Below are 16,312 nucleotides of genomic sequence, written 5' to 3' on the forward strand. Positions count from 1 at the left end.
TTAAAAAATATAGTGAAGTATAATGATAGAAGATTATAAAGTTAGGAAAATAGCTGTAGCTAATTTAATAATCTTAGTCACCCTTTTAGTATCAATAACTACTCCTGCAATATTATTTATAGGTCACGCTGATACGACCACAAGCAATGGACAATCTATCGCGGGTTACGTTAAGTATACCTTATTACTCTACGATAACGTACTCATCGACGGCAACTATAACGGTACTTATTTAGGCATTGGCCCTTCAGGGATAGCCTACGATCCAAATAACGGATACTTTTACGTTGCAGATTCTGCGTCTTGTAACGTATCTGTTATTGACCCAGTTAACAATTCAGTCTTAGACACAATAAGAGTTGGATTTGGACCTTATGGAGTGGTATATGAACCATACGTCAAATATATATACGTTACAGATTATGAGTCTTGCACAGTAACGGTTATTAATCCTTACCTTAGAAATGAACTCGTCTGTACGATAAATGTAGGACCGGGTCCGTATGGGATAGCTTATATTCCACCAGGTACTCCATTAGGTGGATACTATGGAAGTTTGATTATTACACATTATGGGTCAGTAGTACAGGGTACTACTACCATAACGTGGATCTTTAATATTGGTTTATCTCCTGCTGCTGGGACCTCTGGTACCACAGATTTGGGAATTATACCATGTTCGCTGGGAATATTTTATGATCCTAGCAACAATCTCATATATGTTACAGATTTTGGAAATAACACCTTAACTGTTATCGGTTCCTCCTTTTCTTCCGGTTTATATGTTAAAGCTATAATAGGTGTCGGTTCAGGTCCTTACGCAATAGCACAAGACCCAACTGACGGATATTTGTACGTTACAAATTCTAGGTCTAATACGGTGTCAGTTATTGACCCTATCAACAACTCTGTCATAGATAGTATAAAAGTAGGGCTTGACCCTCATGGAGTAGCGTACGATCCAAGCAATGGGTACATATATGTTGCAGACTATGGGTCTAATGCGTTATCTGTCATTGAGCCTATGAATAACTCCGTCATAGCAACAATACAGGTTGGGTCAAACCCCTGCCAGATAGCCTACGATCCTAATAACGGGTACTTATACGTCACAGACCGCGGATCCGGTTCTATAAGCGTAATATCTACAGTAGTTCCGTCTGTGGCATACCAGATCACTTTCACAGAATCAGGATTACCTCCTGGGACTCTGTGGTCAGTTACCTTAAACGGCATTACAGAAACGTCTAAAACTAACACTATAACTTTCAACGAACCAAACGGAGTTTATGAATACACTGTCACACCGTTCCAAGATTATACGGTTTCGCCGTCATCAGGTAAAATAACTGTAAGCAATTCCAACGTTATCCAGCAAATAGTCTTTACTCAAGTATCTACTGGCCAGACATCTACTAGTACTTCAACGCAGAGTACTCCAAGTAGCACTTCAACGTTGCCTATCACCAGAACTTCAACCAGTCAGACATCAACGTCGTCAAGCCAACCTGCTGTTATACCTAATATAACCACTATTACGGGTGTGTCTATCACCTACATCTTATTAGGTGCTATGATGATAATAATCTTATTATTAGTAGTAATAATGATACTGGTCTTGAGAAGACATTAGGTAGTTTAATTAAGTCTGTACCGCAGGAAAACCCATGATTGAAATGCCTACAATAGAGAGGACAATGAGTGTCCCTATCATAGAGAAGGCATTTTAAGTAAATCCTCTCCTATATTCCTGTCCTCACCCTTTCAGGACTTAACGTAAGGCGGGAGTTTAAGGTAAATCAGTTTTTCTTTAACCGCCTTTGGCTGTATATACGTTTATAACCATCTGATCCACGTCTATTATAAATACAACAGTTACCATAAAGCAGCAACCTTATTTGCAGCTTTGTCAATTTCTTTAGGCGTTGAGCTTCCAAGTTTTTAAAATTCTAAATCGCGTTAATGAGTTTAACTTTAATAAAAATTGAAATATTCCACAAAGCATGAATTTAGAAAATGTTAAAGAGTGCTGTTTTAAATATATCAGCACTACGATTTACTCCCAATAGATAACGGTATTGAGCGATGCTTATTTAAGGGGGATACAGTATATTTCGCTCCTGATATAATATTGCCCTAAATTATCGAATAAGATGACTGTATGAGAGTACAACTCAAAATTGAAGTGACCCACAAAGCAATAATTTCATATAAGTTTAAAAATAGGCAAAACTTAAATTAATATGAGGTGAATTAGAGTATTGAAATCGGTTTCCTGGCAAGGTATAGTACCCTATACACGTCAGGAAATCATCAGTAGGGTAGAACCACTACTTAGCACTAATAATTACAGAATCGACACGTCAAAAACAACAGAAAATACGCTAAGATATGTGGATGGAAGGGAATACAATAAGGTTCTGTTTATCTTGTTACTTGTGCTTATCCCATTTACATTTGGCATTAGTGGTCTGGTTGCGTTAGTATATTATTTAACTAGAAAAAAGAACGTATTGGAGATAACTATAAGGGAAGACCCTAACGGGACCGCAATAATGGGTAATGCTAACGGGGTAGGTGCCATTAGAGTGTTGAGCACTTTGACCCAGATGTTAAGCTCATCACTGATGCCGGGCTCATTGCCACCTTTCGTCGTGAACAGCACTCGCTCTTATAGGAAAGTAGTGACTGGCGCATTTCTGCTAGTACTTGGTATAGCCATTCTAATATTGGACGCAATATCGATTAAGTGTGGCGGAGTCTTTTTTATCTCGTTAGCTCCATTCGTAGCATCAGCCTACTACTTTAGGCAGTCTGAGAAGACTTATATAACAAACTTACCTATCTCTTACGTTAATAATCCTCCTCAAAGTAGCAGTCAACAAATACAGGGAGGTACTGGTAATGTGGAAAATAAGATTGTTAATTTCTTACCAGACAAGGTATGCCTAAACTGCGGCGCTACAGTTAAAGCGGACATGGCTTTCTGCCCGAACTGCGGTAGCCCAATTGAAAAGGTTTATGCAATAATCCATAGTCCAAATATATGGCCGGCACACAGACACATTAGAGGTTATGCAATCTTAATAACAGACAAGAGAGTTGCCGGAAGAGGATGGCACAAGCTGATGGGTGATATTGCCTATGCCCGATACTATAGCTATTACCTAGCTGGTGCAGAAAACGGGAGAGCCCCACTCTCGATAAGTATAGAAGAATACCGTAAGGCGTACGATGAGGCATATAATGTAGCCAAAAAACCCGACTTTTCCCTAGACAAGAGTATGATAACTAGAGTTATTATCAAACCTAAAGGCACTATAAGGAATGGCTATATAAACATAGAGTCACCTAACGGTACAGTAAAAATAAATATGACGTTAAAGAAAAAACATTTGAACTACAGGTTCCTTGTATCTGGATTTAAGGAATTGCTGGGCGATAACGCTGTCATAGAGTTGCAAAAGTAACGGGAAAGATCAACGTTATAGAATTATTTTCATATTATTTTATCAAATACACTAGTCTATAGACTTAGTAGAAATATTGGGGGACTGTTCTCATGTAGTCATCTTATTCGATAGGTAGTAGTGGAAATCTCGGTATAATGGGAAATGCCTTCTTTAAACGATAATTGGTATCGTCAACCAATAAGGGGGCGCGGGACTTAGAAGCGTTAAGTAGTGCTATTTTAAATACATTGGCACTACGATCTACTCCAATAAAAAGCGCCGTTAAAAGAGGCTTATTTAGAGAGTACAATATAAATGAGGGGATTAGTTTTATCAATTTGATTAGTTTACCCCTTTACTTCAATTTATAAGTAACTTATTAATGGAGAAGTGTAAGCGTTTTGGAAACACTAGCTTTTTTAACTCACTTCCGTTTCCAAGTATGGTAATCTTGGGTTAACATACGAGATTATTTTATGCTTTCCTTTTCCTTGATTAGTTAGTGAAAACGCGTTTGACACTGCTTCTAATAGTTCAGAGGCAAAATCTTTATCGAACCTCCTAGTCAGTAAATAACTAAAAACACCAAGATCTTTAACAAATTTAACTGCCTGAGCATATGAAAGCCACTTATCTGGAGTTATCATTATCGACTCCGTATCTACTACCTTAGCCCCATTCTCATTAACGACTATGTCCTTGCTTGGAATTAGACCTAGTGTATAAAAGTACTTCTTTTTCATTACCCCCACGGAAGTATTGAGTAAAACATACGAAAATTCGGCGATATTTGTGAAACATTTGACTAACCAATCCTTTATCCCGGGTCTTACAATTTCATCTGGGATTTCTTCGAAACTTACGCTGTACAACCCTTTTTGCGCTCTAAACCCGGGGTAAAATTCCCTAATTTCTTGAAATACTTTCTTTCCTCCTATCGTGTAATTATGGCTCACTGTCGCAAGCGTTTTAGTTATTAAATAAGCCTTACTAGTTCTATCAAATATGGCTGAAACTCTCTCAGAGTTCCTTGCAAACTCGTAACTTTGTCCGCCTACGGGCTTATCCCCAAACCACAGTAAATCAGGGATTATGACTGCGTCTTCTTCAGTAAAAGCCTTGAGCTTTTCCAACGCCTTTGACCTTAAATGTTGTAAGTCTTTTATTCTTGTACCTGCGCCTTTAATTTCTATGCCGTATTTAGAATTAAGTGGTATTTTTATTCCTGCACTTACCAAGGATTTATTTGGGACGTAAACGTTTCTCCCTCCACTACGATATCCCTCTACTTCAACTACTTCTGTCCTTCCTCCTTTAGGCAATTCTATATATTTTAATAAAGAATTAGGTAAAAATACAGGGATATCTGTGTCTTTTTCTATTATTGCTACTAACGTTTCTTTATTCTTTTCATTCTCTATTTCATGGAGAACGAATTCACTTATTGAAGTCATTCTCCATCACGTCATGAAGTCGTATCAGTAAATTGCTTTTCCATCTTAGTGATAAGAGAATAACGGGGACATAAGAAAAGAGGGGTAGTACGCCCCATTATTAAACTTAATGTTACAGACAGTAATCCGAGAAATCTACTAAGAATGATCGTTCTAGACAAGTATTGAAGGCCTAATGGAGAGTAATTTGTGAAACCCGTTTTTCTTCTTACTCTCCAAAGATACGCAGTTACAGGTCCAATATCGTAAATTATTGGTCTTCCAGTCATATTTTCAAATTCTAATATTGCAAATACGTCTGGGTCTTCGGTTAATATGTTAGATAAAGAACACAACACTCTATTATGTTCTCTCACAAAATTCTTTAATTTAATCATACAAATAATGAAATAATATATTATTTAAATCTTTCTAAAATACAGGATTGGTAGGCATACTAAAACTTACTTTCATATCAACGTTTGATTTAGAATTTTTAATAAGAACCAATGGCTTAACATCTAATTATACAATAGAGCATTTCAAAAGATTATCCTTTTATACTCATATTGTTTAATTCTATGCAATGGAGAAGTGATAAAAACGAAATATAATAAAGGAACCAAGTTAGTAAGTCTCCTATTATTGGCTCTTCTACTATTTCCTCAAGCGTTAGGAAGTTTCCCCACAATTTTTAATCATTCTGGACCAGTTCCTCAAAATAATGTTACGACACAACAGTTTAACCGGCAGGTTTTTCAAAATTATATGCAATTAGATCTCCAATATTGGCTATCACACGCAAATTATAGGCAAGTCTCTGAGGAAAGTCCCTTTTCTCAGTCCGGTAACGTAGTTTTTACTCAGACGGGCATACCAAATGGGAATGTGTGGGTTGTTAGGATATTCTCTAAAGGAAACGACTGCATAGCTAGGTACACTAGTGATTCTAGTCGACTAGCGTTCAATCTCCCTAATGGTAAATACATTTATGCTGTAAATTCATGTAACCCTTTATATGTTACTAGTAACGCTGTTGACGTTTTAAATGTGCAAGGTAACGCAGACGTGTCAATTCATTTTGTTCCGGCACCATGGGCAGGAGGACCTAACGGTTATCATCCTTATGAACCGATAAGCGGATACCAAACAGTTACGCTAGCTCTTTGTCCGACTGATGGACCTGAAGGCTTGAGTTTCGGTGCCATGAATTCGACTCTCGAATTCTGCGTATATTTAGGCTCTACTGAAATTTACTCCAAAGTTATAGTGGGTCATCCATTCTCCCTAGTTTCAATAACGCCTAACAACGATTACGGTTACGTGAATTTCAATTATTCTGGGCAAGGGATGAAATTGGTGGTCAAAAACTTAGGCCCTTCCACTGGATATTACGCTTACAGTCTCTGGGACTATTATATAGACAATTATACTGCCTCACTCATAACTATCCCACCACAATTTGCAGCAAACTTCGGTCCTGTTAACTTTAATGTAAATAAGAATACGGGGATCTCGTTCTTAGTAAAAGCACCAAATTACACACGTGCCTATCCCTTGACACTTTGGATAGGAGAAGGGTTCTACTATCCAAATGGTAAGGGCTGGTGGGCTCAAATTGGCTTTGGCAATTGGTATAATGGTTCTTCAGGCTCTTTCTATATATCATATCCTTTTTTGTCAGCATTTTCAAACATATTTCCAGGTATAGCTATTTCAGATACTAATTATCCCCTTATACCTGGAGATATTTATAACTTTACTATGGCACTTATTTCTAATACAACTTGGGGAGTGTTTATAAATGGCACACCCATTATATGCCCTGAATTTAACGGTTATTTTAACGCAACCACTACATGTTCTAACGGAGGATTCGACCTAGGATTCGAGGTCTTGACTGAGGCTAGAATAGGTTCTGAGAACGCGACCTGCTTCATCTCAAATCCTGTAACAGTAATTCAAGGGATGGAGATGAAAATTGGGAATCAATGGGTGAAAGTCCCTAACCTAGGAATGGGTGTAATTGGAGAAAATTGGTGGACTATAGGGACCTCATATTCCCCTGGCATGACTTTATACAGTGTACAAGGCAATATTCAGAATAGTAGTATACCTCCGGGGGAATTAGTATTTACTAAATATAATAACTTAATGATGGACATCCCTGTTCATTGTGGTTATCCAACAACATACCCGGTTTACGGTAGTTTCAACTATCCAGATATGACTTACAATACAAAGCTCAATTACTTTAACGCCACAGTCTCTCAAGGGATGTTGAAAATTACTGTAAACCAGAACCAGACTGTATTATCTATCTTCTCGTTGAACTCTCAAGGGATATTAACATCCTTCAAAAGTTATTTATTTAATAAAGGGGTCTATTATCTACCTTTACCGCAAAACGTCAGTAAGCTAGCGATATCTGCCTCGAGTACACAAGGGATCTACTGTTTTAATTCAGTACAAAGCTTTGGTGACTACGTAGAGGAAATATCATTGGATAACATGATACCGCATCAAGTCACTTTCGTTGAATCCGGCTTACCGCCGGGCACTCTATGGTCAGTAACTTTTGACGGGCAAGAGGAATCGTCTTCGTCTCCAACAATAACATTCAGTGTACCTCCGGGTACATATTCCTACAACATAAGCAATGTATCAGGGTATGCTGTCTCACAACCCACTGGGGTCGTGACCGTGACTACTTCCAACGTTATAATAAATATTTCCTTCACTCCTTTATATAGCGTAACTTTCAAGGAGTCAGGTCTACCGTTTGGGTCTGCCTGGTCGGTCACTTTCAACGGGACGACCAAGATTTCCACCTCTAACACCATAACATTCGTGGTATCAAGTGGAATTTACTCTTATCAAGTGTACTCAGCGTATTATACCTCATTACCTTCTCAAGGGACTATTCACGTGACATCAAATGAGACTGTCCAAGTGGACTTTGCCCCGAAAAACTTTACTATAACTTTTGTGGAAAGCGGTCTGCCTGAGGGTACTGTTTGGTCAGTCTGCGTCAACGGTATTGTAAGGAACTCTACAACGGATAAGATATGCTTCCTTTTACCTTACGGGCACTATGAATATAAGGTGTTCAACGTAACGGAATACGGTGTAACACCGTATACGGGTTACGTTAATTTGACCCATAATGTGACGTTAAGCGTAGGATTCTACGTTTTACGCTATAACGTTACTTTCAGAGAAGTAGGGTTGCCTAATGGCGTGATATGGTACGTCTGCGTGAACGGGACAAAATATAACAGTAGCATGGGCTATATCACGTTAACACTACCCGTTGGGATTTACGTGTATAGGGTATTCTCGGCCCACTATATACCTAACGTTAGCGAGGGTACGGTAAACCTAACAGAAAAACAATTAATTTGCTTGGAGTTCATGCCCATGAATTACACTCTAATTTTGGTGGAAAGCGGTTTGCCAAAGGGATATGAGTGGGTGGTTGACATAAACGGTGCTAATTATACTACTGTTTCTGGAGGGTTTAACATAACGTTACCTTACGGTGAATATAAAGTAGAGGTGTACTCTAAGTATTACGTAGTGTCACCCGAGGAAGAGGAAATTACCTTATGTAAGAATAACGAAGTCGTGTTTAAGTTTGTCCCTGAGAACTTTACAATAACATTTGAAGAAACAGGTTTGCCCAGCGGTGTGTCATGGACTGTATGCATAAACGGGAGGAATTACACTACTAAATCGTCTTCGATGAGTATAACTATGCCATACGGCAATTATTCTTATAGGGTATTCACCACAAGTAATGGGTACGTACCAAACATTACTGAAGGTATGTTGACATTAACTAAGACTGAAATAATATCATCAACGTATAAACAAATTATGACAACATCTACTACGACCACTTCAACGACGACAACATCTAGTATTGTGACATCTCCGTCTAACACAAAGCCCCAAAGTAACCTAGGTCTTGTATTAAGCATAGTTGTAATAATTATAGTAATAGCAGCTGTAGCTATATTCCTAATAAGAAAGAAGTAAAAATCTTTTCTTCCTGTTTTGTTGTGCACTTCAATTTCTTTAGGTGTTAGACCCGTTAACTTTTCTTAAATTCAAAATCAGACGTTGTGTTAAAAGTGAGTTTTACGTTAATTTTGATAGAAATTGAAGTATTCCACAAAGCATTTTCTTCCCATTTAGTTTTTTCCTAGTGTTGTCTTGTTGCGTACTCCAATTTCTTTAGGTGTTAAGCCCGTTAGCTTTTATTAAATCAGACGCTAAATTAAAAGTAATTTTAATAAAAATCTGGTATGTCCTTGTGCAGCCACCTTAGTAGTAAAATTTTTGGAATTAGAAATGCCTTATTTAACGGTAAATTATTTGGATATAGTGCTGGGTGATGAGGTCTACGGCTTAGAGGACTGTCAAGTATTACCTCACGACCTTATTAAATCAGGTTTATCCAGAGGTCTGGGCGTCATTAAATTAGGCTTATTTAACGGGAGTGCAGGATATTAGATACTGATCATATATAGCTTTTATCGGAAAATCCTTGCAAAGTTAGATAACCTTAAAAATATTTTAATAGTAATAGAAGAGAAATTAACTATAAAGCCTGAGAAGTCTTCATTGTAAAATGGGCAAGATTTGTTTTATCATAGTGTAAAAATGAAAATATTTGAGTAAATAGAAATTCCCGTAAACTGTTACACATATAGTCTTTTTCATAATAGTTGCTAAGGACTAACTTTACCTTAAGAAGTTAAAAGTGAACTAAATAATGAAAGCTGTAAGATGTGCTTCTTGTCGATAAAATCTTTATCCTTAGCATTTACTATAAAAAAGACTACAATATTACTAGAAATTATCAAATAGGACGACTGCATGAGAACAGCCCCGACTAAAGAGTTAGACTAAAGATCCGGAAACGCTATACATAATTGGGAGTGCTGGAACTAATTTGTCCCAGATCCCTCCTCATGGAAAAACGTTTAGAGAGGACCAAGTAAATTAGCTTAGGGGCAGACCTGGTGAAGTCCCGGTTGAACTTCGTCCGTTTGAGTCCTCACGTTTCATATGATTAGGTTTTGCCATAAATACAAAATTTTCTCTAGAAATTTGCATTCTCTCAACTTTTTCCGTTCTCATTTTTTACCCTAAAAATGATATCCCCATACTGACGTAAAAGTAGAACGACTATTGTAATAAAATAATATCTGGACATGACCATTCTAAAGGTAAACTTTAAGTCTACCTAGATGGGGCAAGTCACGGTTTTACTAAGACTTAAAGACTTGTGAACCACTTTTCCTTCCCAGCTAAGGAATATTCACGTGACTAATAAACTTAACTTGTGGACTTGAACTGCTCGTGGAGTAAGTGATGCTTAAATTTTCGAAATGTTTAATAACCTAAACAAAAAAGTTTACCTATGGTATTAAAAGGTTATAAAGTTGAGAAAAAATTCGTAATTAACCTCATACTCTCCCTGGCTTTATTAGTTTCAGTTATTACTCCTGTGACGTTAGTAGGACACGGTGAGACTAACGCAACGAGCAATAACTCAAGCCTGGGCTACGTTAAGTACACCCTCCTGTTATTTAATAACACTCTGATTAAAGGTAACTATTGCGGTCCAAATTTGGGAGGTTATCCAAGGGGAATAGTTTATGATCCCAGTAATGGTTATTTATACGTTACGGATTATGGTTCCGGCTCTGTATCTGTCATAGATCCTGCTAACAATTCTGTAATCGCTACCATAGGGGTTGGAGGTGGTCCATTGGGAATAGTTTATGATCCCAATAACGGTTATTTGTACGTTACGGATTATGGTTCCGGCTCTGTATCTGTCATAGATCCTGCTAACAATTCTGTAATCGCTACCATAGGGGTTGGAGGTGGTCCATGGGGAATAGTTTATGATCCCAATAACGGTTATTTGTACGTTACGAACTGTCGTTCTGGCTCCGTATCTGTTATAGATCCTGTGAACAATTCCGTAATCGCCACCATAGAAATAAGTATAGGGAAATTTGCAAGTCGTCCGAATGGAATAGTTTATGACCCCAATAACGGTTATTTATACGTTATGGGCTGTGATTCCGGCTACGTATCTGTCATAGATCCTGCTAACAATTCTGTAATAACAAACATAGAAGTTATAGAAGGTTCACATGGAATAGTTTATGATCCCAATAACGGTTATTTATACGTTACTTCTGGTTTTGGTTATTGTAACAGCGTATGGGTCATAGATCCTAATAGCAACTCAGTAATCGCCAAAATAGGAGTTGGAAGTGGTCCATTTGGAATAGTTTATGATCCAAGTAATGGTTATTTATACGTTACGGATTCTGGTTCTAACTCCGTATCTGTCATAAATCCTGCTAACAATTCTGTAATCGCTACCATAAGAGTTGAAATTGATCCATGTGATATAGCCTATGATCCCAGTAATGGTTATTTATACGTTACGAATTATGGTTTTAATTCTGTTTTGGTTATAGATCCTGCTAACAATTCTGTAATCGCTACCATAAGAGTTGAAATTTATCCATGGGGAATAGTTTATGACCCCAATAACGGTTATTTATACGTTACGGGTTCTAATTCTGGCTCCGTATCGGTTATAGATCCTGCTAGCAATTCCGTGATTTCCACCATAGGATTTGGAAGTAGTCCACGGGGAATAGTTTATGATCCCAATAACGGTTATTTATACGTTACTTGCGGTTCTAACTCCGTATCTGTGATAGATCCTGCTAGTAATTCTATAATCGCTACCATAAGAGTTGGAAGTAATCCATTGGGAATAGCCTATGATCCCAGTAATGGTTATTTATACGTTACGGATTCTGGTTCTAACTCCGTATCTGTCATAAATCCTGCTAACAATTCTGTAATAACAAACATAGAAGTTGGATGTAATCCATGGGGAATAGTTTATGATCCCAATAACGGTTATTTGTACGTTACGAACTGTCGTTCTGGCTCCGTATCTGTTATAGATCCTGTGAACAATTCTGTGATTTCCACCATAGAAATAAGGATAGAAGAATTTGCAAATCGTCCGAATGGAATAGTTTATGATCCCAATAACGGTTATTTATACGTTACGGATTATGGTTCCGGCCACGTATCTGTTATAGATCCTGCTAACAATTCTGTAATAACAAACATACAAGTTGGATGTATTAATATATGTGGAACAACTAATCCACGGGGAATAGTTTATGATCCCAGTAATGGTTATTTATACGTTACGGTTCCTTGTTTTAGATACGTATCTGTTATAGATCCTGTGAACAATTCCGTAATAACAGACATAGGAGTTGGACATGGGCCACAGGGAATAGTTTATGATCCCAACAACGGTTATTTGTACGTTGCAGATTGTGGTGCTGGAGCCATAAGTATAATCTCTACATCGGCCAAGACACTATGTTACTCGGTCACTTTCACTGAAAATGGGTTACCCCCGGGAACTCTTTGGTCAGTAACTTTGAACGGCGTCACTAAGACTTCTACTTCAAATACTATAGTATTTAAAGAGCCTAACGGCTTTTATTTATACACTATAGGTTCAGTGCATGGATACACTGTATCTCAGTCGTCCGGTACAGTAACCGTTAGTGGTTCTAACGTTGTTTTGAGTACAACGTTCACTCAGATATCTACACGGACGTCAACAACTACCCCTACAAGTACTCAAACTACTACGCAGACAAGCGCTACAAGTGTTATACCACCTATAACTTCGCCTACTCCAAGCACTACTTCACCCTCTATCTCCCCAATAATCTATGTAATAGTTGCTGTGGTCGTAATAGTTGTTGGAGTCGCTGTAGTCCTAACAAGGAGGAAGTAAAATAAGTAAATACCTTTTTTAATGTTTGTATCATGATAGACGTATTTAATGAATACGTAGTAATCTGCTTTGTAGGGTCATGATCTCATGGGTCATCTTGTTTTAGCTTTATCTAATATGCTAGTTTGTTGGTCCCTTCAATTTCTTTAGGTGTTAGACCCGTTGACTTTTCTTAAATTCAAAATCAGACGTTGCGTTAAAAGTGAGTTTTACGTTAATTTTGATAAAAATTGAACTATTCCCCAAAGCACTATGCTTATAGCTTTTATCGGAAAATCCTTGCAGAGTTAGATAACCTTAAAAACAATTTAATAGAAGAGAAATTAAATAGCTCACTGTAAAGCCTAAGATCTTTTCGTCGGATAAGAGTTATTTTATCACATCACAAAATGAAAATATTTAAGCAATAAAATTCCGTAAGCTGCTAATACTCTCATCAAATAGGTTTTATTCAACTGGTTTTCCGCCGAGGGTAGATATAGTCTTTTTCATAATAACTATAAAGGGCTAGCCTTAAGAATAGCAGTTTACTCTACTTTAACGTGGCTTGAAGATTTTCTATAAATTTATATAGTTTAATAAACATATTTTAACGAACCTGTGTAACTCCTCAATTTAAGGGCACTATAACAGTTAATCTACTTCAGAGACTTTACACTTTTCAACTAATCGAACGTATACATAAAAACTTTATCGATAATATCGGAATTCTGTACTGCTGAGGGGAAGTAGAACAACTGCCACTTAAGACGTTAAAAGAGAAATAACGAAATCTGTAAGATGTGCTTCTTATCGATAAAATCATTACCCTTCGCATTTACTATGAAAAAGACTATAATAATGTCTAAAATTTAGAAATGCAATTAACTGTTCTTTAATCCCGACTCCTTACCAAATTGGTTGACAATGCCAATTATAGTTTAAAGGATGCACTTGTGATTCTACCTAGATTTTCACTATAACTTATAGAATAAGGTGACTGCATGAGCGCACAGTTTGAAGAATTCTCGGTTATGAGCTAAAACTATTATAAATATTTACGCCGTTCTTAATCCCTGCCTTTATTAACTCACTATCATAAGTTGTGAGTTCTATGTTGAGCCTCTTAGCCAGTGCTAATATTATATAATCGTTAAGCATCCTCAAGGATTTGTCATATTTCAGCATTTCGACTCCTTTTATAATATCCTCCAGTTCCTCCTTAACAATCTCAAAATCCTTAAGTTCCTCCAGTTTCTGTTTAATGAGGTCAACGTTATTAGTTAACTTTGCTAAAACCCACATGTACTCATAAATTACTATTTGCGGGATTACGACCTCGTTTTCAGTTAGGACTTTCACTGCCTCTTTATGTCGTTCAGAGTCCTCAAAAGTAGAATATACTAGCACGTTAGTGTCAATTAGAATCCTTCGTGAAGTCATCTATTGCATCCTCTATTGCTTTATCAATATCACTCTGGTTTATCCTCTTACCTAACCTTACTGTAGTCCACTTTTTACGATAAGGTTTAATAATAATTATCCCCTCTTCTTCATTAGCCGTAACGTCGACGTACTCACCTTCCTTTATGTTCAACTTTTCCCTAACTTCAACCGGTATAGTAATCTGGAAATTCCTAGTAACTTTAACTCTCATAGTAAGTAAATACAGTTACAGGTTTTAAGGGTTATGGTCAATTCCTCTTAGCTCATTCCGTCAAGCATATGTTAGACTAATCCAACACGATTAGAACTTTACAGTAAGAAATAAACTGAACACCTATTGGAGTATCTTAAGAGAGATCCTCATTACCTTTATGATGATGACAGGTTATGCTTAGCTAGACCCTGAAGGTCAAGGATAAACATGGGACAGTACACAACGCATATAGCTTAAGATGTTAAAAGGGAACTAGAAACTTGTAAGATGCGATTCTTATCGATAAAACCATTTACTATAAAAAAGGCCTCGTATCAGCGTGAAAAGTGTTTAGCAGAACGAACGAGTATCACTTCTGTAAGAGCAAGCTTATCTTTAATAAACGCAATTTTCAGTAGTATACTTATGGAAGAGATAATAAAAAAGGCTAAGGAAAAAGGTATTGACGTAGAGGACGTGCTTATAAGAGAGATAGCTAAAAACGACCCTCACGAAGGGGTCAGACTAAGGTTAGAAATAGCGGAAAAGTACATGAACGAGGCTTACGATTATTTAAAGAAAGGTGACCCAGTTCAAGCTTCTGAGAAGGCTTACAAGGTAGCTGAAGAAATAGTTAAGACATTAGCAGAAAAGTTCAACATTAACGAATATAGGCAAGCAGTGACCGAAGGTAGATGGTATACGTACTTGCTCGCTAGTGCGACTAATGAGTTGTCAAAGAGGTTGGGTGACTGGGTTGCAGACGGATGGAACGCAGGGTATGTACTACATGTCTGGGGTTTCCACGAGGGTAAGTTGAGCGTGGATAAGATTACTGTAAACGTGGAAAAAGTGAAGAAAATGCTGGAGAAAGCGAAGAGTGCATTAACGGTCTGAATGCTTATTTCCTCTCCTTATAGTCGAGTAATAACGGGTTTGTTTCAATTTCACATCGTTAAAAGGTCTAGCGTAACGCTTAGAATCGCTAGTCGACTATCCAATCGTATTACCTACTAGCTGATGAGAATTATTTTCACAGCAAGATTTTTGGTCTACTGAAAGGGCTAGGGTGTCCTATTGTATATCCGTTGGCGGAATTAATTAGACCCACGTTTAGGTTAACTTCTAACGATGGCGCAAAATGCCTAGTTAGTTACTGCCTTACTCACGTTAAGGAAACTATATATTAGAGCACATCGTGGTTATTTCATGGATATAGAAAAATTGATAGAAGAAGGTTATAAGAAACCTGATGAAGAATTGGAGGATTATTTTAAAAAGCTTTATCAAGAGTTTGGCGATAACCCTAGGGTCATCTACGAGTACGCAAATGTGTTAGATTACTTGGGAAAAGAAAAGGAGGCAATACCGTTATATAGGGAAGCCTTAAGGAAAGGTATAACTGGGAAGTACCACGATATGTGCTTAATACAGTTAGCCAGTTCCTTACGTTTGGTTGGAGAATTGGACGAGAGTTACGAAATCCTTTCTGACATTTACAATAAGAGTAAAGAACCTTCTTCTCTCCTATTCCTTTCTCTTACAATGTTTAATCTAGGCAGGGCTAGTGAAGCGTTTTGTCTAATGTTTAAGCACATTTTAGGAAGAAATGAAGGCTTCCTTGGAGAGTATAGGAGGGCGTTGACGCAGTATATAGACGGGATATGCGTCGACAATTCTCAAAGAGCTTAGTAAGGTTTAAGACATGTTTGAGATCCTTATGAATATTTCATTTAATATTTATTCATATTTCTTAAGGTAGGAATCAGAACTTTACGAATTAAATTGTATACTTTATAAAATCCTAGAGGAGATTTTAAAAACTATTAAATTCATTATCTCGGAAAGATAATACTAAAACTTGATTATTCTATAATACACACAATATTTTGCTAACTTCTGGTACAAAGTGTTCATTTTCACTAAAAGGAACTGTTCT

General features: G+C 37.2%; 11 protein-coding genes. 7 read left to right on the forward strand and 4 right to left on the reverse strand.

The annotated features are described in order from the left end of the window. The first annotated feature begins 22 nt into the window (after positions 1–22). Positions 23–1,633: a YncE family protein gene (locus tag HS5_RS02275; RefSeq protein WP_236752461.1), complete on the forward strand. Its 1,611-nt coding sequence runs from the start codon at positions 23–25 to the stop codon at positions 1,631–1,633. A 628-nt stretch (positions 1,634–2,261) separates the two neighbouring features. After that, positions 2,262–3,470, forward strand: a complete 1,209-nt coding sequence (locus HS5_RS02280) for a zinc ribbon domain-containing protein (protein WP_236752463.1) — start codon at positions 2,262–2,264, stop codon at positions 3,468–3,470. Positions 3,471–3,871: 401 nt separating this feature from the next. Here HS5_RS02280 and HS5_RS02285 read toward each other — a convergent pair whose 3' ends face one another. Both HS5_RS02285 and HS5_RS02290 read right to left on the reverse strand, forming a co-directional pair. Beyond that, the gene (locus tag HS5_RS02285) at positions 3,872–4,906 is read right to left on the reverse strand and encodes a hypothetical protein (RefSeq protein WP_236752464.1); all 1,035 of its coding nucleotides are present in this window, start codon (positions 4,904–4,906) and stop codon (positions 3,872–3,874) included. Positions 4,907–4,917: 11 nt separating this feature from the next. Then, on the reverse strand, positions 4,918–5,283 hold the full coding sequence (locus HS5_RS02290; RefSeq protein WP_236752465.1) for a hypothetical protein: 366 nt from the start codon (positions 5,281–5,283) through the stop codon (positions 4,918–4,920). Positions 5,284–5,653: 370 nt separating this feature from the next. Here HS5_RS02290 and HS5_RS02295 point away from each other — a divergent pair, with 370 nt between their 5' ends. The 3 genes from HS5_RS02295 (at position 5,654) to HS5_RS02305 (ending at position 12,755) form a co-directional block, all read left to right on the forward strand. Then, positions 5,654–8,926, forward strand: coding sequence for a hypothetical protein (locus HS5_RS02295; protein ID WP_236752466.1), 3,273 nt, complete (start codon positions 5,654–5,656; stop codon positions 8,924–8,926). Positions 8,927–9,229: 303 nt separating this feature from the next. Continuing rightward, complete coding sequence (locus tag HS5_RS02300) at positions 9,230–9,403, forward strand: hypothetical protein (protein ID WP_236752467.1); 174 nt, start codon at positions 9,230–9,232, stop codon at positions 9,401–9,403. A 913-nt stretch (positions 9,404–10,316) separates the two neighbouring features. Continuing rightward, positions 10,317–12,755 (forward strand): beta-propeller fold lactonase family protein, encoded by a 2,439-nt coding sequence (locus HS5_RS02305; RefSeq protein WP_236752468.1) that lies wholly within the window; start codon positions 10,317–10,319, stop codon positions 12,753–12,755. A 1,011-nt stretch (positions 12,756–13,766) separates the two neighbouring features. Here the strand turns inward: HS5_RS02305 and HS5_RS02310 are convergent. Further along, entirely contained in the window at positions 13,767–14,177 is a 411-nt protein-coding gene (locus tag HS5_RS02310) for a PIN domain-containing protein (protein WP_236752470.1), read from the reverse strand. Beyond that, the gene (locus HS5_RS02315) at positions 14,152–14,391 is read right to left on the reverse strand and encodes an AbrB/MazE/SpoVT family DNA-binding domain-containing protein (RefSeq protein WP_236752471.1); all 240 of its coding nucleotides are present in this window, start codon (positions 14,389–14,391) and stop codon (positions 14,152–14,154) included. Before HS5_RS02315 ends, HS5_RS02310 begins: the two co-directional genes overlap by 26 nt. A gap of 408 nt (positions 14,392–14,799) precedes the next feature. On the opposite strand from HS5_RS02315, the gene HS5_RS02320 reads away from it, so the two are divergent. Together HS5_RS02320 and HS5_RS02325 are read left to right on the forward strand one after the other, a co-directional pair. Next, positions 14,800–15,270, forward strand: a complete 471-nt coding sequence (locus HS5_RS02320) for a PaREP1 family protein (protein WP_236752472.1) — start codon at positions 14,800–14,802, stop codon at positions 15,268–15,270. Between the two features lie 312 nt (positions 15,271–15,582). Then, positions 15,583–16,065 carry a tetratricopeptide repeat protein gene (locus HS5_RS02325; RefSeq protein ID WP_236752473.1) on the forward strand — a complete coding sequence of 161 codons (483 nt, stop codon included), beginning with the start codon at positions 15,583–15,585 and terminating at the stop codon, positions 16,063–16,065. Positions 16,066–16,312: the final 247 nt, after the last annotated feature.

Origin of the sequence: Acidianus sp. HS-5, assembly GCF_021655615.1 — an archaeon.
In the GTDB taxonomy this organism is placed as follows: Archaea; Thermoproteota; Thermoprotei_A; order Sulfolobales; family Sulfolobaceae; genus Acidianus.